This window comes from Flavobacterium frigidimaris, from assembly GCF_002217275.1.
Lineage (GTDB): Bacteria > Bacteroidota > Bacteroidia > Flavobacteriales > Flavobacteriaceae > Flavobacterium > Flavobacterium aquidurense.
In genome coordinates, this window is record NZ_MUGV01000018.1 from 129,489 (window position 1) to 149,129 (window position 19,641).

Sequence of the window (19,641 nt, forward strand, 5' to 3'; positions counted from 1 at the left end):
TTAAAATTGTTTGATTATTTACTAAAATGGACCACTTGCTCTAAAGGGTTTTCTTGCTTTTACATAAAATTTATTCCATGTTTTTTGCTATATATTGTACTATTTCCTCTTCAAGTTCCTTAGTCAGATTTTCGTACTCCACTTTCAGATGAAAATCCTCCTCTATTTTTTTTCTGTATTTTTCAACATTGATTTTGCTGCAACAATAATCATCGCATATAGTTTTGAAATTATCATCAACCAAATACAAAACTTTGATTGATTCTTGATAATTGAAAAGTTTTTCGCTGTATAATTTCTCGGGAATCGCCATTTTACCTCTCATTAAATACTGATATTCAGTCAAATATAAAAAACACAATAATCGAAGAAGCGTTAAAAACCGTTAAATTTAACCGTTAAATGAAGGAAAAAACTTATTTTAAAACCTTTTTTCTTACAAAAAAGCTAATTTTATCATAAAATGAAAATAAATTATTTAACTTTATAGTACCATACTTTAATCCTATTATTCTCATTTAATGCAACTTACATGGAGAATGTAAAAAAAAATACCCATGAAGAAATTTTTACCGAATTAGAATCTGTTCTAACCTTTACATCATTAAAAAGCTCTCCTATCTTAAGTAAATTTCTAAGATATATTGTGGAGGAAACACTTAATGAAAACCAGCATTTTATCAAGGAATATTCCATTGCCATAAATGTGCTTAACAGATCAGCTAATTTCAATTCTAACGATGATGCCGTTGTGCGTATTCATGCAGGAAGATTAAGGAGAATTCTCAACGAATATTATTTAACAACCGGCCAAAACAATTCTTTAATAATAGATATTCCGAAGGGCTGTTATATTCCACGGTTTATTCGAAAGGATGATAATCGGAATGAAGGTATGCGACCCATCGTGCCTCGTCATGACGACACAAATCCAATCATTGCCATATTCCCATTTAAATCAATCACTACTGATCAAAATTTAGATCTTTTTTCGCTAATGCTTTGTGAAGAGTTAAGCGCGCAACTTTCATTATTTGATGACATTTCTGTTGTAGGAAATTTTTCTTCAGAAATGATTTCAAAAATCAATCAAAATATTATGGAGGCAGCTAAGTCACTAGGTGCCGATTTTATTATTACCGGAAACATTCTGTGCATTGACAGAACACTACAAATAAGAGTTAATCTTTTAAACTCAAAAACAGGAGAATTCGCCATGACAAAATCTTTTGATCATATTGATATAAAAGACATTCATCATATTCAAAATGAAATCACACATAGTATTGTAAGTGAAATAGGCGGATATTATGGAATTATTTTTAAAGAAATCATTAAAACTTCTCCTTCCAGAATTACAGACAATTTTAGTATTTGGAAAGGAATTTACGGTTATTATAAATATCAATGTGACTGTACATTTGAGAATTACTGGTCTGCTTTCAGAAATTTAGCTGAGGCAACAAAATTACATCCAAATCACGCAACTACCTGGGCGATGTTGGGAGAATTTCATCTTTACGGAGTGGCGTTTGCTATTGACAATGACGAAAATACTATTGAGGAAGCTCATCGTTGTGTAATGAAATCTTTAAAAATAGATCCTCATTGCCAACATGCATGGCATACTTTAACTGCAATTAATTTATTTAAAAAAGAGCCGGAAACGTGTCTCTATTCTGCTGAGCAATGCATTAAAATAAATCCTAATGCATCGGGTCGCGTTTGCGGAGTTGGGTGTATGCTTGTTTTTGCAGGATATTTTGATAAAGGCTATTCTATTATGAAAAATGCCATCGAAAAAAATCCGTATTCTCCGTGGTGGATTAATATTGGTTTTTGCTGCTACTATTTGTCTAAAAAAGAATATAAAAACGCTTTTTTATGGGCCGAAAAAATGGATTCTGAAGAAACTTTTATGGATCCGCTTCTGAAGTGTGCTACATTATCTTTGATCAATGAAGATGTTAAAGCAAAAAAATATCTTTCGAAACTTTTAGCTTTAATGCCTGATTCGCCAAACAAAATTCGTCAACTACTTTCAGGCCTAATTCTTTCTGAAGATTTAGTAACAGAAATAGTTGCGGCTATCGAGAGAATTGGATTAGTTCAAAATAATTAATTTTTTTTTCACTGAAGATCAATTAATTGTATTATCCTAAAATAAGAATCATTTTATTTTCTAAATTTAGTTTCAAAAAATAAATACTATGCAGAAATTAACCAAAGAAGATATTTCACAAGAAGTATTTGACCTCTATGACGATTATGCCCATAATAAAATTGAGAGAAGACAGTTCATCGAAAAATTATCCATTTTCGCAGTAGGAACGCTTACTCTTCCATCGCTTTTAAGTTTTATGATGCCTAATTATGAAGACAGTATAATTATTAAACCGGGCGATCCAAGAATTAAATCAGACTATATCACTTATGAATCTCCTAAAGGCGGCGGATCTATTAAAGGTCTTTTGTCGCAGTCTGTTGAAAGCAAAAAAAAATTACCCGGAATTATTGTCGTTCATGAAAATCGAGGTCTAAACCCCTATATTGAAGATGTTGGCCGAAGAGCTGCAGTAGAAGGTTTTATTACCCTCGCTCCTGATGCTTTATCGCCATTGGGCGGTTATCCCGGAAATGATGATGCCGGACGCGAATTGCAAAAAAAACGTACCCGCGAAGAAATGCTGGAAGATTTTATAGCAGCATATGAATATTTAAAGGCCCACAAAGATTGTAATGGTAACGTAGGCGTGGTCGGATTTTGTTTTGGTGGATGGATTTCTAACATGATGGCGGTAAAAATACCAACATTGGCTGCTGCCGTTCCTTATTACGGCGGACAACCTACCAAAGAAGAAGCTGAAAAAATAACAACACCTTTACTGCTGCATTACGCTGGTTTAGACACGCGTGTTAATGAAGGCTGGCCGGCTTTTGAAGAAGTCCTGAAAAAAAATAAGGTCGAAAATACTGCTTATTTTTATCCGGGAGTTAACCATGGTTTTCATAATAATACAACGCCAAGATATGATGAAGCAGCAGCAACCTTATCCTGGACCAGAACTATCGATTTTTTTAAACAGAAATTAAAAAAGAAATAATATGGAGCTGATTGCCAAAGCAACAATACAAATTCAGAAACCGATTGAAGACGTTTTTGAGGGAATTGTAAATCCACAAAAGATGACAAACTATTTCATCTCGGAAAGTAGCGGAAGAATGGAAACTGGAAAAGAATTGATTTGGAAATTTCCCGAATTCGATGACGAAGTTCCTATAAAAGATATTCAGATTGAAATGAATCGTTCGATCTCCTATGTTTGGGATCCTGAAACTGTAGTAAAAATTGAGATGGAAACACAACCCGACAAAAGTACTGTAGTAAAAGTAATTGAAGATGGAAAAACATACAATGAAAAAAACCTGAAATGGGCCATTGGAAATACAGAAGGCTGGGCCAATTTTCTTGCCTGTATGAAAGCCTATCTTGAATACGGAATACAATTGCGAAAAGGCGCATTTGAGTTTATGCGTAAAAACTAAAAATTAACAACATTTTATTGTTAAGAATTTTGTTTTGAAATACAATCAAGCAAATATTTGAAATATATTTGAAAACAAATAAAGGTGCAGTGTTTGTAGCCTTAGCTCAATTAAAATGAAGAAAAACATAGTACGATTAATTTTGCTTATTAGTTTAATTTCTTGTTCTGACAGAAACAGTAAATTAACAGCGGAAAAAGAAAATGTTGATCAAACACACAGTAACAAAACCAAAACCGCTGAAAGATTTTTTCCCGAAAATATTGAGACCGAAACGCACGATACAATACTTGATGGGAATTTTAAAATCGCTATAACAAAAACCTCATTGAAATCATTTGTCATTAATGCGTTTTTAGAAATGAATATCAAACATATCGATAAGTATCGGGATAATGAAATTCATTTAAAAATTACCCAAAAATCAGAAGTAATTCTTGATACTCTTTTCCGTAAAGAATTATTTAAAAATCAAATTGATCAATCATTTATCAAGACTGCGAATTTTCACAATTACTGGTTTGAAAAATCAGAGAATGGGAAACTTATTTTTATGGGAACAATCTGCAAGCCTGAAACAGATATCTGTTTTGATTTTAATCATTATTACGATATTAAAACTAAAAGTTTTGAAATTAAAAAAATGGAACCGGATGATGAATAAAAAAAGCGTCGCTTACAGCTATTACAATGAATTTAAGCAAATTTAATTGAGTTCCAACACCGCACCAAATCGGAAAATGTTATAATAAATTTTAAAACATAAATTATTGAAGATTATGAAATTAAATATTTTTTTTTTGTGGTTTTAATTACTTTGATCTCTTGCAATTCGAACAAGAAAGAAAATAAAATTTCAAATCATCAAGTTGACACTTTACCAAATACAAGCACAGAAGTGGTTTATGACAATAGCAGGAAAAATTTAAAATTCGCTATCGCAGACACAATAAAAAAATCAAATTCATACTTCTTTTCAAATCCAGATTCAAAAGACTTGTTTCTGCTTATTATTGAACCCGGTGAGATTAAAAACTCCAAAGCAAAATTGCAAATAATAACAGCAGACAATAAAATTATTTATACACAATCTTTTGACGCTTTTTATTTTTTAAGAGAAATTGATGAGCCGGAAACCACACCAGCCGGAAGTCAGGAAGATCGTGAAAAATATATCGAAAAATACAGAAACTCTTTAACACAAAAACAATATCAGGCTTATTTTAATACTAGCATTGCCAACTTCTTTGGTGAGATTTCCCCAATAGAAAATAATAAAGATGAAAATTTCCAAGAATTCGAAGAAGATAGTACTGATAAAGATTTTTTAAATGAAGTGTTAGCAGACGAAACAATTAAATTAATTAGTATTACTTGCTTTGGCTGTGACGAAGGCGGAGCAATAATTGGCTATTCAAAAAAACAAAATAAGGTCGTAACGCTTTTGGAGCATGACTAAGAAGAAACTGTAAACCTCTTTTTTATGTATATTATTTAATTTAAAATACCTGTTTCAAAATGCACAACAATCTTATAATGTTCAGACCTTTCTATTGATAGTCCTAAAGCGATTCACAGATTATAAAAATTTATAATTTCATTTATTCCTTCCGAAAAAAACGCTAACATTATTTTAATGCTATTTTTGCTACAAGACATTCTTTTTTTTACTACTTTAGTACTACTATATTAACACTGATAAACAAACAGTTACAATACTACTTCTTTTATAAACCATTGAAATTAAGATCAATAATAAAAACTTATTTTTATTTATGAAATGTATCTCTACGCCTCTTACATTAATTATCGGTTTTATTTTTTTACTGTTTCCGATTGTAATAAACGCCCAAACTACTGAAACTCCAAAACCTGAAAGTGAAGTAAAATATCCTCAGTTTCAATTTAAAGGACTTTTTCAGGGACGGTTTCTGGCTGCTATGACAGATGATGTCGATGTTCTTGGTTTACAACATAGTACAGGAGAAGTCACAAAGACTTCGTTTGATGTTAAAAGAATGCGTGTTGGTGTGAATACGAAAATCAGCCCGGAAACGGAAGTTGTAGTTTTAGTAAACTTAGCCGACTTTAAATCGGATCCGAAAGGGAAAGTTTTAGAAAACGCCTATGCTAAATATACGTTTAGTAAATACGCTGCCTTGGTCGGTGGTCAATTTAGAGCGCCATTTGGAATTGAAGATCAGGTTTCTGTAGATATCATCAAATCATTTGATTTCTCCAACCAATATTATGAATTCGGAAAAAATGGCTGGACAAGCTTTCAATTAGGAGCTTCCGTTTTGGGATCAGCAGAAATCGGAAAAATACCTATAGATTACGCCATTACTATTGTTAATGGAAATGGAAAAGATCAGGAAAAAGATAAAGATAACGGAAAGCAATATTTTACAAGATGGGTTTTCGGATTATCAAAAAAGAACAAGATAAATCTGGGTTTAAACGGCGGAATGGGAGTAGTTTTTACACAGGACGTCTTTGCTGTTGGTGCAGATATTACAAGCAATTTTAAACTTGCCGACAAACTTCATTTAGAGTTGCAGGCTGAATATAAACAAGGAACAAATCACAATTTATATTTTTCGTTACCCGTTGACGGCAGAACGGCAAGTGTTTCAGATTATCAAATGAGAGGTTTTTATTTTTTACCTAATTTAAGATATTCAATAGCCTACAACAGGTTATCCTCTATAGAAATTTCCTGCCGATATGAAACTTTTGATTCAAGTTATAAAATCGATTCCAACGTAAGACAAACCTATACACCAATGATAAGTCTTGAATTTGGCAAAGCCTATACGGGCCGCATCGAGTTAGGATTTACTCTTGATAATTATGAAAAAGACATACCCGATACGTCAGTATATAGCAGTAATCTATTTTTAATTCAGCTACAATGCCGACTTTAGTTTTAATTTAATTCTCGTTGATTATGAAAGAAGTAAAAATTATCCAGACCATCATTACATTTGCTGTTGGCCTTATCATTTGGTTTATTCCGGCTCCACAAGGTGTTGTAATTGAAGCATGGCATTTATTTGCCATTTTTGTGGCTACTATTCTTGGAATCATTCTGAAAGCCGCTCCAATGGGAACCATGTGTATGATTGCGATTGCATTAACAGCTTTTACACAAGTTCTCGCACCGGGAGAAGCTGGTAAATCGATCACACTTGCCTTAAAAGGATTTGGAGATAAAGTAATCTGGTTAATCGGGATTTCATTCTTTATTGCGAGAGGTTTTATTAAAACCGGATTAGGAAACAGAATTGCTTTTCTATTCATCAGAGTGTTCGGTAAAAGTTCACTTGGATTAGCATACGGTTTAGGACTTGCCGATGTTGTTTTGGCACCGGCCGTACCAAGTAATACAGCAAGAGGTGGCGGAATTATTTATCCCATCATGAAATCAATGTCTATGAGTTTTGGCTCGATGCCGGATCAGCCGGAAACACATCGAAAATTAGGTGCGTTTTTAACCTTGAATAGTTACAACATGAACCTGATTGCATCGTCAATGTTTTTAACAGGAACGGCAAGTAACCCCATGTGTCAAAAATTTGCACTCAATTTAGGAATCAAAATTTCGTGGATGTCCTGGGCAACCGCGGCTATTGTTCCCGGAATCGTTTCTTTTTTTGTGATTCCGTTTGTACTGTACAAAATTTATCCTCCTGAACTTAAAAGTACGGGCGACGCTCCACAAATTGCGAGTCAGAAACTAAAAGAAATGGGACCTATTTCCCGTAACGAATGGTTAATGCTATTAACGTTTTTTATTTTATTATTTCTTTGGATAACAGGTGATTTATTCTCTATCGATGCTACAACAACAGCCTTTATTGGTTTAGTTGTGCTGTTATTAACTTCCGTTTTAACCTGGGAAGATGTTAAAGCCGAAAAAGGTGCCTGGGATACCATTGTTTGGTTTTCTGTTTTGGTAATGATGGCAAGTTCACTCAACGAATTAGGTTTTATTGGCTGGTTTAGTGATCAGGTAAAAGCAGAAATTGGCGGTTTAAGCTGGCAAATGGCTTTTCCAATTATTATTCTGGTATATTTCTTTAGTCATTATCTTTTTGCCAGTGCAACAGCACACGTAGCGGCTATGTATGCTGCATTATTAGGCGTTGGAATTTCAATAGGAATTCCGGGTTTACTACTTGCTTTCATGCTTGGATTTGTAGGTTCCTTATACGGTACATTAACACATTACGGTCACGGGCCAGCGCCGGTTTTCTTTGGTAGCGGTTATGTTGACTTAAAAAGTTGGTGGGTAAAAGGCTTGGTGACCGGACTTGTCATGTTGTTTATTTACATGGTAATTGGCGGTTTATGGATGAGAGTTATTGGATATTACTAAAAGACAATTAGTCTTAAAGTCAACAATTCAAAAGTAAGATCATGCACTAAAACAACATTATTATGCTACAGGCTTTTATTACAGGTTTATTAGCGACTTCATCTCTCATTATTGGTGGGATATTAGCAATTCGGTATTCCTTAAGTAATCGTGCTATTGGTGTAATTATGGGTTTTGGAGCCGGAACATTAATTTCCGCGATATCATATGAATTAATCTTTGAGGCCGTAAAACTTGGAAGAGGCACTATGTATCCGGCTTTTGGCTTTTTTGCTGGCGCCTCTATATTTTATTTTTCAGACAAACTTATCGCCAATTTTGGAGCCCGGAATCGGCTAAAATTAAATGAAAGCAAAAGCTCCAGTTTAATAATTCCAATGGTTTTGGCTATTATATTAGATGGTATTCCAGAATCCATCATTATCGGTTTAGGTATTTTTGAAGGAATGTCAGGAAACCTTACCATGTTGGTAGCCGTTTTTATTTCTAATTTACCCGAAGCCATTGCAGGATCATCAGGAATGAAATCCGGAGGCTGGAGTTCAAAAAAAATCTTATTATTATGGACCGGTATAGCAATCCTGTGTGCCTTGGCAACGCTGGCCGGTTTCTCCGTTTTCAGCAGCGCCTCGCAGGAATGGCTTTCGTTTATTCAGGCTTTTGCCGGTGGCGCTATTTTAATGATGTTGGCCAACTCCATGATTCCGGAAGCTTATGAACACGGCGGAAAATTGGCCGGAGTCTTTACGGTATTTGGATTCTTTTTTTCTGTATGTCTGGTTGTTTTTGAGAATTTTCATTAAAACTTCAAATCAAATTTGTGCGATTAAAATTTAAGTCCAAAAGAATATTCTTTAATAATAAACATTTAAGATTATAGGTGATTTGGAACTATCAATAATTTTCTGAAGTCTTTTAAAGAAATTTTCATTTACCATTGGACAACCGTGACTATTTGAGATATAATAATCCTGCTCTTCTTCTGGCACTGCAGAATACGAATGCAACACAACAGCGCGTTTCATAGCATTGCAATTTGTTTCATCTAAGCCAGTTAATTTGTATGACCTTCCAAACATTCCTGTATAGGCTTTCCCCACGACATAGCGACCAAGCGAAGTACAATTAGAATTGGGTTCGTTGCTAAATTTTAATTCTCCCAGAATTCCTGTTTCTGACCCGGAGCCATGAGCTACCAATCCTTCATCTAAAATTTTGTTATTTACTAAGTCATAAACAAAAAAGCGATTTTTGCCCGACTTAATTTTCATATCAACAAAAAAGGCAATTTTAGAATTATAAACGTGATTGGAATGAAGCAGGTTTTTTACTTCTGACATATGATTAGTAAATCGCTCTATTTCTGGAGCTGAAAGGACTTCATCAACAGATTTTGGAACATTGAAAATTGAAACGGATAGCAATAGGATTAAATGGAATATTTTCATAAAAGTGGTATTTGATTATAAATCGAATCAAAAAATTTGAACGCGCAAATTTACTATCAAACTTCATAATCAAACAACCATCAAAAGATTGGAAAACAACACTATAGGATTTATTTAGAATTCTTAACTCTCAAAAGGAGAGTTAGAATCATTTCATAAAAAAGATAATTTTTTTAAACACTTATGATTTGAGTCATAAAACGAAGACTTGACCGGGATTTAAATTTGTCGTTAAATGCTCTGGTATCAGCATTTATTTAAATTAAATCCTAAATATCACAAAATGAATTCAAATCAAAAAGAACTGATCAAAGCTACAATTCCAATATTAAGAGCCAGTGGCGAAGACCTGACTAATTATTTTTATGCCCGAATGTTTAGAGAACATCCAGAATTGCGCAATATGTTCAATATGGGAAATCAGTCCAACGGAAGACAAAAATCAGCTTTGGCCAATGCTGTTTTGGCTTATGCCGAAAATATTGAAGATCCAGGCGTTTTAATTGGTGTTCTGAAAGGAATTGGTACCAAACACAGAAGTTTGAACATTCAACCGGACCACTATAAAATTGTAGGAACGCAATTAATCGCTTCTATTGCGGAAGTCGTTGGTGAAGCGGCAACACCTGAACTGTTAGAAGCCTGGACAGTTGCCTATTATCAATTGGCAAAAATAATGATCGATCTTGAAAAAGGTTTATACGAAGAAAATGCAGCCAAAGCCGGAAGCTGGAACGATTGGAGAAAATTTGTAATTAAAAAAATTGTTGAAGAATCTACAGAAATAAAATCCTTTTATCTTTATCCTGAAGATGGCAAAGAAATCACTGATTTTCATGCAGGACAATTCATCAGCATTCAGGTTTATGTTCCTGAATTAGGTCTTTTACAACCAAGACAATATAGTTTATCTACTGCTTTCAATCCTGAATATTATCGAATTTCAGTCAAAAAAGAAAGCGGAATTGCACCCAATCCATCCGGTCTGGTTTCCAATACTTTACATTCAAAAACAGAAGGTGACGTTATTTCAATTTCGGCTCCGGCCGGATTATTTCACCTTGAAAAAGATGCTACAAATCCATTGGTTTTAATTAGTGGTGGTGTTGGCCTTACGCCGATGTTGAGTATGCTGGAAACTAATTTAAATGCTTTTCAAAATAAAAAAACGGTCTGGATTCACGGTTGCCGAAACGAATCAGTCCATGCCTTTAAAGAACAAATCGCCACTTTAAAAGAAGAAGCAGAATGGTTAGAAACCTTTACTTTTTATGATTCAGTACAAAATGATGTCGCTTTTTCAAATGAAATAATTGAAGGTCGCGTTGATCTTCATAAATGCAAAGAAGCCATTTTACTGGAAGAAGCTAAATTTTATATTTATGGTCCTGAAATGTTTATTAAAACACAGTACGAAGCGTTACTTAATTTGAATATCAATCAGGAAAATATCTTTTATGAAGAATTTGGTCCTCAATTGATTAATCTGAATTAAAGTGAAAGCCATTCCCTTTTACAGGAAAAAAAAGTTAACCCCATTCTTAAAAAATTGTATAACAACATTTTTTATCACGCTGACATTAGCCTCTATAAACTGTACAGATCAATCTGTTTTTCTGTTTTTTTGGATGCGTTCCTGGATCGTGGCCTGTTTAATTTCAAACTTTTTTTCCTTTCTGTTTACTTCTAAAACATAATTACCAAAAAGCCTCCAATCAATTGATTTGGAGGTTTTTATTTTTAGAATCTTTATAGCGTTAAAAATCCCTTTATTGATAACTTAAAAAAAAGCTAAATCAAAAAAAAGATTATAAAATTCTAGTTTAAATCGTTAAATTTATTGCGATATTGTTGATTCCTAAGTTTGTAATTAGTATTATCTTAGCAGAATCAAAACAGTAAAGACCGCATCTAACTTAAACAGGATGAGGTCGTTTAATGAAAAATGAATTAACCCCGATATATACTAATAATAAAATGAATAAACAGCATTACAATCTTTTACTAGCGGACGATGACGAAGACGATTGCGCTTTTTTTAAAGAAGCATTGGACGAATTATCGCTTCCGGTATCACTTGCTGTTGTTAATGATGGCGTCGAGCTGATGGATTATTTAGCCAGCAATTCTTCTAATAACTTACCGGATATGTTATTTCTTGATCTTAATATGCCCCGTAAAAATGGACATGAATGTTTAAAGGAAATAAAAGAAATTGATCAACTTAATGCGCTGCCGGTAATTATCTTTTCAACATCTCTGGATACAGAAATTGTTGATTTGATGTACAAAAAAGGGGCGACTTACTATATTCGCAAACCTGGCGAATTTTCTAAATTAAAAAAAGTGATCGGCAATGCCCTGAATGTAATTTCTAAAAATAAATTAAAACAACCTGTACGAGAACACTTTGTTCTTCAACCTTAAATAGTTTTAGAATGAGCCGTACAAATAAGGAACATTATTTTCTAGCCGGTGGTGGCGAAATGGGCGAATTGATTCGTGCCAAAGACTGGAGCAAAACAACATTAGGAGATCCTGAAAACTGGCCACAGAGTCTTTGTACTATGGTCGCGATGGTGCTCAGTAATCCCTTTGGAATGTATATTGCCTGGGAAAATGAATATACACAATTCTATAACGATGCCTTTCGCCCTATTTTAGGCGCAACCAAACATCCTGTTGCTTTAGGCATAAGTTCACGCGAAACATTTGCAGAAATTTGGGATACAATTGGCCCTATGTTTACTGATGTTATGGAAGGGAAAGCAGTTAGTTTTCCTGACTTTATGGTTGTTTTAAATAGAAATGGATTTGACGAAGAATGTTATTTTGATTTCTCTTACAGCCCAATTAAAAAAGAAGATGGAAAAGTTGGCGGTATCTTAGTGACCGTAATTGAAACCACAGAAAAGAAAAAAGCAACCGAAGCCTTAAAAGAAAGCAATGCAAGATTTATAAATAATATCATGCAGGCACCAGTGGCCATGTGCGTATTTAGAGGCGAAAACCATATTGTTGAAATTGCCAACGATCAAATGATCCAGCTATGGGGAACCACACTTGAAAAGGTAATTAACAAACCTGTATTTGAAGTACTACCACAATCAAAATCTATAGAAAACTTACTTAATAATGTTTTTATTTCAGGCGAAAGATTTGTTGCCGACGAACAGCCTGTCGCATTAATCAGAAATGGAAAGACAACGGATATCTTTGTTAATTTTGTATACGAAGCACTCAAAGATTCAGACGGCACAATTTCTGGCGTAGCAGCAGTAGCAATTGAAGTAACACCGCAAGTTGTAGCTCGTTCAAAAATTGTAGAAAGCGAGCAAAAAATAAGACAATTAGTAGAAAATGCACCCTTCCCTATTGCCGTTTATGTCGGAAAAGAAATGATTGTTGAATTGGCCAATGATTCTATTATCAAAATATGGGGGAAAGGAAATGATGTTATAAATCGATCCTTTAAAGATGTAGTTCCGGAACTTGATAATCAATTGGTATTTGAACAAATTAATACTGTTTACGAAACCGGTCAATCTTTCCATACAAAAAATACGCCCCTTGATTTAACGGTTGATGGAAAACTACATACCTATTATTTCAATTACAGTTTAACGCCTTTATATGACGTAAATGGTAATGTATACGGTGTAATGAATACGGGAGTAGACCTGACTGATTTGAATGTTGCGAAGAAAAAAATAGAAGAAAGTGACAAACGTTTCAGAAATACCGTAAAACAAGCTCCAGTTGGAATTACCATTTTACGTGGTTCCAACTACATGGTCGAAATGGCCAATGAAGCTTATCTGAGATTAGTTGACAGAGAAGAAAATACTTTTGTTGGTAAGCCTCTATTTGATTCTTTGCCAGAAGTTGAAGAAACAGTTAGCTCGCTTTTAAATGGTGTATTAACTACAGGTATTCCTTTTCATGGATACGAAGTCCCGATTCCTATAAAGCGTCATGGAAAACTAGAGACTTCTTATTTTGATTTTTTATATGCTCCTTTAAAAGAAGAAGACGGAACTATTTCAGGAATTATTGTAACTGTTACAGAAGTTAGTGAAAAAGTTGAAGTTCGAAAAGTAATAGAACAAAACGAAGAACGACTAAAAATCATATTAGAAGCCAGTGAATTAGGAACTTGGGAATTAAATGTAAAAACCCGTGAACCAATTTATTCTCATCGTTATCTGGAAATTGTTGGCGGTTACAAAGAAAATGAAAAATTAACCCACGAACAATTGCTCACACATCTTCATCCAGATGATATGCACATTCGAAACAAGGCTTTCAAAGAAGCTCTTGCTTCAGGTTATTTAAATTACGAAGCCAGAACAATCTGGATTGACGGATCTATTCATTGGATGGAAGGGAAAGGAAAACTTTTCTACGATGATGAAAATACGCCTGAAAAGTTAATTGGAACTATCAGAGATATCACTGAGGAAAAAAACCATCAACACGAACTCGAAGAAAGCGAAAAACGATTCCGCTCTTTAACCGAAAGTATTCCACAATTAATCTGGGAAACGGATGAAAAAGGAAATGCCTTGTTCGCATCAGGAAAATGGTTCGAATATACCGGAATTCATCCCGACGGTGAATCGGAATGGAGAGCTATGATTCATCCTGATGATTTTGACGAAAATGCCCGAATATGGAGCCATAGTTTGGCTACAGGAGAAGCTTACCGCTGTGATGTTCGCGTTAGAAGAAAAGATGGCAATTACAGATGGCATGCCGTTATTGGCGAACCTGTTTTCGATATAGAGGATAAGATTTTAAAATGGGTGGGTGCCTTTACCGATATTCATACTGAAAAAGCATTTACCCACGAGCTGGAACAACAAGTTGCGGCCAGAACCAAAGAATTAAATTTAATGAACGAATCACTTCAAAAAAGTGAAGAACGCTATCATTTAATGGTGGAAGAAGTTCAAGAGTATTCTATTATATATCTTGATCATCAGGGGACTGTGGAGAATTGGAATTTAGGTGCCGAAAAAATTAAAGGATACAAGGCGGAAGAAATAATAGGGAAAAATTTCTCTAAGTTTTATACCGAAGAAGACAGAAAAAACAATCTTCCTCAGAAACTGCTGAATATTGCCATAGAAAAAGGAAAAGCAACGCAAGAAGGCTGGCGCGTTCGCAAAGACGGAACCTATTTTTGGGCAAGTGTCGTTATTACTGCAGTTCACAACAAAAAAGGTCATGTCATTGGTTTTTCAAAAGTGACGCATGATCTTTCAGAAAAAAAGAAAGCCGATGATAAATTAAAATTAAATGCCTTAGAGCTGGAACAAAAGAATACAGAACTGGAGAAAATGAATCAGGAACTACAGTCTTTTGCTTATATCTCTAGTCATGATTTGCAGGAACCTCTTAGAAAAATTCAAACTTTTGCTACGCTCATCCTGGAAAAAGAGTTTGAAAATTTAACTGATAGCGGAAAAGATAAGTTTCAGCGCATGCAAAATGCGGCACAGCGCATGCAAACGCTTATTAATGATTTACTTTCCTACTCCAGAACAAATGTTCAGGAACGTGTTTTTGAGAAAACAGATCTCTCTAAAATTATTGCTGAAGTAAAAGACGATTTAAAAGAAGAAATTGAGCAAAAAAATGCCACAATTGAAAACTGTGAAAACTGCGAAGCCAATATTATTCCGTTTCAATTTAGACAGCTTTTGTATAATTTAGTGAGCAATTCGCTTAAATTCTCCAATCCTGACACACCAATCATCATAAAGATTCAAAGTGAAATTAAAAAAGGAGCACTTTTGAATAATGAAAAATTGGAAGAAGGTACCGACTATTGTCATATTAAAATTTCTGACAATGGAATTGGTTTTGAACAGCAATACAGCGCTAAGATTTTTGAGGTTTTTCAGCGTTTACATGGAAAATTAGAATATACCGGAACCGGAATCGGACTCGCTATTGTTAAAAAAATTGTAGACAACCATAACGGAATTATTACAGCAACCGGCGAAAAGAACAAAGGGGCTACTTTTGATATTTATCTTCCGGTTCGATAACGAATTAAATTCCAAAACTTAAGTATTAAAATTTCAAAAAATAAATTCCAAATTGCAAGAATGGGATACCAAATTCCAACTTAAATTCTAAAAAACTTATATTTAATAAAAAATCGGGAGCTTCATTTAGAGCTCCCGATTTTTTTTAGCTTTTAGTTTGATTATTATTACAGGCTTCCTTCAAAAGGCGAAGCCGGCAAATTTTCTTTGTTGTATAAATTCGCCTGATTTGGATTATCTGCCCAGGCATATCGCACTCTTGTTGGGTTTAAAATGGTTTCATTTGACAGGATAATTTTATCTCCTTGAATTACGGCATTAGCCCAAAGAAATTTTCCATCATTTCCTGCAATTTCAAAGGCTTTAAGAGGCTGATTATCTTTAGCCATTAAACCTGAACCGATATCTGTAAAACTTAGAACAAGTTGATTTCCTTTTTGTTCCATTGACTTAAAAAGTGGTCCGGAAGCCACAAGATTTTTTTCTCCATAAACCATTTTTCGGGCCGATAGAGAAAGTCGTCTCCCAACATCGTATTTGTTTAAAGGATGAATGTCATTCCACTCTCCAAGATCAATCGTAACTGCCATTCCTGTATTTGAAACAGCTAATGTGTTTTTTTGTTGTTGTCTTAAGGCTGCCCAATTGCTTTCTCCCGGCTCTGTCTTTGGTGCCATAAAGTTAGTAAGCTGCACGTATAAAAACGGAAAATCTCCTTGCTTCCACTCTGTTCTCCAATTCGTAATTAGGGTAGTCATCAAAGCGGAATATTCTTCCGGTTTTTTAGTGCTTGATTCGCCCTGATACCAAAGCACGCCTTTTATACCGTAATTTTTCAAAGGTGCAATCATTGCATTGTATAATCCGACTGGTTTCCATCTAATAAAAGTCTGTCCAGGCAAAGCAGCCATTTTTATTCCTAATTTATATTTCCAGGAACCTTTTAAGTCGATAACTTCATTACCCAAAAGCAGTTGGTATGGTTTGTCTTCAACAAAACCTCCTTTTCCTGAATTATTAATAACCCGAATGGCAATTTCATTTTTTCCTTCTTTTAAAAATTTAGCATCAAAAGAGTAAATCCTTGGCGGATACATATACGATGTTGTACCCACAAAATTACCGTTTACATAGACCGAATCAGCATCAACAATTCTTCCTAAAATAAGTTTTGCATTACTTTCCTTTAAATTTGAAACAGTAAATTCTTTTCGCAACCAAACTACACCATTTACATTTCCTAATTCCGTATCTGCCCAATAACCCGGAATATTCATGTTTTTCCAGTCTGTATCTTCCAATTCAGGATTGGACCATTTATTCTTTAAACCCTCGTCCTCTTTATTAATTGTTGAATACCAGGTTGAACTTATTTTTTTATCACTTTCCTCGATTTGACTACCTAAAGTTCCATCTTTAAACTTCTGGTATTCAGTATCATATTCCGGAAACTTTTTGACTGCTTCGGCACTGATCCAGCATTCCGCAGGCGAACCACCCAAAGCGCTATTAATTAACCCAATCGGAATTTTATATTTTTGATAGATTTCATCGGCAAAAAAATAAGCAACCGCCGAGAATTTTAAAATGTTCCCGGGATTTGCAGAAAGCCATTCTCCAGAAGAAAGATCAACATTCTCTTTTGCAAATTCGTATTGATCAGGCACCAAAAATTGTCTGATATTGCTATTATCAATTTTCGCAATTACATCTTTGTATTTATCCTTAACACGTTCCATTGGAAGTTCCATATTCGATTGTCCGGAACACAACCATACATCTCCAATCAGAATGTTTTTCAGCACAATAGTATTACTTGCCGTTAATGTCATTCCGTAGGGTCCACCCGCCTTTTGAGACGGCAGCATAACCATCCAATTTCCATCTTTTGCCGCTGTAGCTTTATATTTTTTTTGATTGAAGTTAATTTCGATCTTTTCATCCGGCGACGCCCAACCCCAAATTTTTAGAGGAATATCGCGCTGTAAAACCATTCCGTCGCTAATTAAACGCGGGAGTTTTATTTGAGCATAAATGCCATTGCAAAAGCACAAAGCAATAAGGATTACTATTCTCTTCATTTTTAATTTTTTCTTTTAAGAATCAACGATCAATTTACGGCAAAAAGCCGAAAGGACTAACTCTCTCGGCTTTTTTTGGAAACAAACTTATCTGTTATAAGGCATTGTTTAAAAATAACACTTATAACTACTGCTTACACTTTACTAACTAACTAAACTTTAAAGCTAATAAGTTTGTTTCCCTATTTAGTTTTATATTAATAACCCGGATTCTGATAAGCTGCTTTTTCTTCAGCCGTCATAATCATGGCATCGAATTGCGATTGAGGAATCGGACGTAAATAGTGATATGGTTTAATGTCTCTGGCTACAGTAACCGGAGTATGATCTCCGTATGCCGTCCCGCAAATTTGGTAAGACCCTGAAAGCTCTGCCCATTTTTGAGTACGAAGTAAATCGAACCAACGATATCCTTCACCATAGTATTCACGTGAACGTTCTGCCAAAATATAATTAATATCAATAGTTGCAGGTGTTGCAGCAATCATTGCCGCACTGTTATCTGCTGATTTTGCAACATTACCATTATTATCAAATCTCCATTTTCCGGCACGAGCGCGTAGCACATTTACGAGTTCTCTGGCACTTTTCCCTCCTTGAGGAGTCGCCCCCATTACAGCAGCTTCTGCCGCTATTAAGTAAAGCTCTGACAATTTAGCGATATTGTAAGGACGCGTACTTGCAGCATTAGGCTGACCTAATCCTCCCGCTCCATCAGTACGGTAAACACCTAATTTCCATAAGCCAGGATATATAATTCTGCTAATACCACTTGGTGCGATCACAAAATCTGATCTTCCAGCCAAAACTCCTGCTCCTACACCTCCATTTGATGCATTGTACACAATCGAAGGATTTTCAGCATTAAGGAATGAAAGTATTGCCCCTCCGGGAGCGACTGGCAAGCCATTTGCATTATTCAATGTTGCATTGGTAACGCCCGCTTTGTTCCAGTTACCGCGGTACACTGTTGTAAACGTACCATCGTAACGCGAATCATTCGTTTTGTCAGCAAATGTATTTGCAATTACACCAATTGTTGGACACATACGAATATAAGGACGCCCTAAGTGTTGTTCTGCTTCACGTTGTACAGAACTAACACCTGAACTTCTTAAATTAGTATAATTAGGAGTCATCATCCAGACAGCAAAATTCTCTGGTGCAGCACCATTAGAATAAGTTAAGCTACTCGCATTAAAAAATTCGCTTTTTTCAGTGTGGTCAGCGTACAATAAAATTTCACTGTTACGATCATTGCTTCCTAAGTTTACGTCATAATACGTTGGTTGAAGAGCAAATGAACCATGAGAATCGATTCCGGCTGCAGCAACATCATAAGCTTTTTGAAAATACCAGGCCGCATCATGTCCGTCCGGGTCAACACGAGTCGCTTCCGGGTAAGTTGGAATATTATTTGGATTTTTCAGCCACCATGCATACGTTAAATAAGCCTTTGCCAAGAAAAGTCTGGCAGCCGTTTTAGTTACTCCTCCTTTTACTCTTCCCACATCAGGCAATTCATTTGCCGCTATTACTAAATCAGGAAAAATAGCCTTTGTATAAACTTGTGGTACGGTGTTTCTAACAGAAAATCTTGATGGACTTGTGTTGAATTTAAGTTCTCCTGCACCCAAATCTAATGGAACTCCACCGAAAGTCTGAACTAGCTGGAAATAATCAAATGCACGAAAGAATCTTGCCTCTGAAATCATTGCGTTTGAAATAGTTCCAATTGCCTGAGCATTTTCGATAATACCGCTGGCAGTATTGATGTTGATGAATGCAGGTTGCCACAAAGCATCAGTACGGCTCGAAGAAGGAGTAATCGATCCTACTCCTGAAAGGTCCATATCCTTGAAGTTTCCATCGGCACTTTGTGCGTAAGTTGCTTCATCAGTTCCGGTTTCGGTTGTATTGTAATAGTAACCTTGCCCATAGATATAGCGCAAGTGAGCATACATTGACGTTAATCCTCCCACAACCCCTTTTTCGGTTTTAAAATATTCGGGAGTGTAAATACTGCGGGGTTCTTCTTCTAAAACATTAGAACAGGCTCCCAGGAACAGCGTTATCATTGCTGTTACCATAAAAGTTTTTATTTGTATCGGTTTCATCGTTATCTTTTT

At 35.0% G+C, this 19,641-nt stretch carries 15 protein-coding genes; 11 read left to right on the forward strand and 4 right to left on the reverse strand.

Features of this window, described 5'->3' with window-relative positions:
- Nucleotides 1-70: 70 nt before the first annotated feature.
- Nucleotides 71-325: a hypothetical protein gene (locus B0A65_RS11155; RefSeq protein ID WP_074658887.1), complete on the reverse strand. Its 255-nt coding sequence runs from the start codon at nucleotides 323-325 to the stop codon at nucleotides 71-73.
- Nucleotides 326-532: 207 nt separating this feature from the next.
- Here B0A65_RS11155 and B0A65_RS11160 point away from each other — a divergent pair, with 207 nt between their 5' ends.
- The 8 genes from B0A65_RS11160 to B0A65_RS11195 all read left to right on the forward strand — a co-directional run bounded on the left by B0A65_RS11160 (nucleotide 533) and on the right by B0A65_RS11195 (nucleotide 8,730).
- Nucleotides 533-2,122: a tetratricopeptide repeat protein gene (locus B0A65_RS11160; RefSeq protein ID WP_074658889.1), complete on the forward strand. Its 1,590-nt coding sequence runs from the start codon at nucleotides 533-535 to the stop codon at nucleotides 2,120-2,122.
- An 88-nt stretch (nucleotides 2,123-2,210) separates the two neighbouring features.
- A complete protein-coding gene (locus B0A65_RS11165; protein ID WP_074658891.1) occupies nucleotides 2,211-3,104 on the forward strand; it encodes a dienelactone hydrolase family protein in 894 nt (297 codons plus the stop codon).
- Nucleotide 3,105: 1 nt separating this feature from the next.
- Nucleotides 3,106-3,546, forward strand: coding sequence for an SRPBCC domain-containing protein (locus tag B0A65_RS11170; RefSeq protein ID WP_074658894.1), 441 nt, complete (start codon nucleotides 3,106-3,108; stop codon nucleotides 3,544-3,546).
- A 115-nt stretch (nucleotides 3,547-3,661) separates the two neighbouring features.
- The gene (locus B0A65_RS11175) at nucleotides 3,662-4,210 is read left to right on the forward strand and encodes a DUF4738 domain-containing protein (RefSeq protein WP_074658896.1); all 549 of its coding nucleotides are present in this window, start codon (nucleotides 3,662-3,664) and stop codon (nucleotides 4,208-4,210) included.
- Nucleotides 4,211-4,348: 138 nt separating this feature from the next.
- Nucleotides 4,349-5,005 carry a hypothetical protein gene (locus tag B0A65_RS11180; protein ID WP_123890324.1) on the forward strand — a complete coding sequence of 219 codons (657 nt, stop codon included), beginning with the start codon at nucleotides 4,349-4,351 and terminating at the stop codon, nucleotides 5,003-5,005.
- 316 nt (nucleotides 5,006-5,321) lie between these two features.
- Nucleotides 5,322-6,473, forward strand: a complete 1,152-nt coding sequence (locus tag B0A65_RS11185; protein WP_074658901.1) for a porin family protein — start codon at nucleotides 5,322-5,324, stop codon at nucleotides 6,471-6,473.
- 23 nt (nucleotides 6,474-6,496) lie between these two features.
- The gene (locus B0A65_RS11190) at nucleotides 6,497-7,927 is read left to right on the forward strand and encodes an anion permease (protein ID WP_074658904.1); all 1,431 of its coding nucleotides are present in this window, start codon (nucleotides 6,497-6,499) and stop codon (nucleotides 7,925-7,927) included.
- A 62-nt stretch (nucleotides 7,928-7,989) separates the two neighbouring features.
- Entirely contained in the window at nucleotides 7,990-8,730 is a 741-nt protein-coding gene (locus B0A65_RS11195; protein WP_074658907.1) for a ZIP family metal transporter, read from the forward strand.
- 51 nt (nucleotides 8,731-8,781) lie between these two features.
- Here B0A65_RS11195 and B0A65_RS11200 read toward each other — a convergent pair whose 3' ends face one another.
- Nucleotides 8,782-9,375: a murein L,D-transpeptidase catalytic domain-containing protein gene (locus B0A65_RS11200; RefSeq protein ID WP_074658909.1), complete on the reverse strand. Its 594-nt coding sequence runs from the start codon at nucleotides 9,373-9,375 to the stop codon at nucleotides 8,782-8,784.
- 283 nt (nucleotides 9,376-9,658) lie between these two features.
- On the opposite strand from B0A65_RS11200, the gene hmpA reads away from it, so the two are divergent.
- The 3 genes from hmpA (at nucleotide 9,659) to B0A65_RS11215 (ending at nucleotide 15,431) form a co-directional block, all read left to right on the forward strand.
- The gene (hmpA, locus tag B0A65_RS11205; protein WP_074659232.1) at nucleotides 9,659-10,870 is read left to right on the forward strand and encodes an NO-inducible flavohemoprotein; all 1,212 of its coding nucleotides are present in this window, start codon (nucleotides 9,659-9,661) and stop codon (nucleotides 10,868-10,870) included.
- Between the two features lie 482 nt (nucleotides 10,871-11,352).
- Nucleotides 11,353-11,802, forward strand: a complete 450-nt coding sequence (locus tag B0A65_RS11210; RefSeq protein ID WP_074659233.1) for a response regulator — start codon at nucleotides 11,353-11,355, stop codon at nucleotides 11,800-11,802.
- An 11-nt stretch (nucleotides 11,803-11,813) separates the two neighbouring features.
- The gene (locus B0A65_RS11215) at nucleotides 11,814-15,431 is read left to right on the forward strand and encodes a PAS domain-containing sensor histidine kinase (RefSeq protein ID WP_074658911.1); all 3,618 of its coding nucleotides are present in this window, start codon (nucleotides 11,814-11,816) and stop codon (nucleotides 15,429-15,431) included.
- Nucleotides 15,432-15,598: 167 nt separating this feature from the next.
- On the opposite strand, the gene B0A65_RS11220 is transcribed toward B0A65_RS11215, so the two are convergent.
- Together B0A65_RS11220 and B0A65_RS11225 are read right to left on the reverse strand one after the other, a co-directional pair.
- Nucleotides 15,599-17,512: a sialate O-acetylesterase gene (locus tag B0A65_RS11220; protein WP_074658913.1), complete on the reverse strand. Its 1,914-nt coding sequence runs from the start codon at nucleotides 17,510-17,512 to the stop codon at nucleotides 15,599-15,601.
- A 197-nt stretch (nucleotides 17,513-17,709) separates the two neighbouring features.
- Entirely contained in the window at nucleotides 17,710-19,629 is a 1,920-nt protein-coding gene (locus B0A65_RS11225; protein ID WP_074658915.1) for a RagB/SusD family nutrient uptake outer membrane protein, read from the reverse strand.
- Nucleotides 19,630-19,641: the final 12 nt, after the last annotated feature.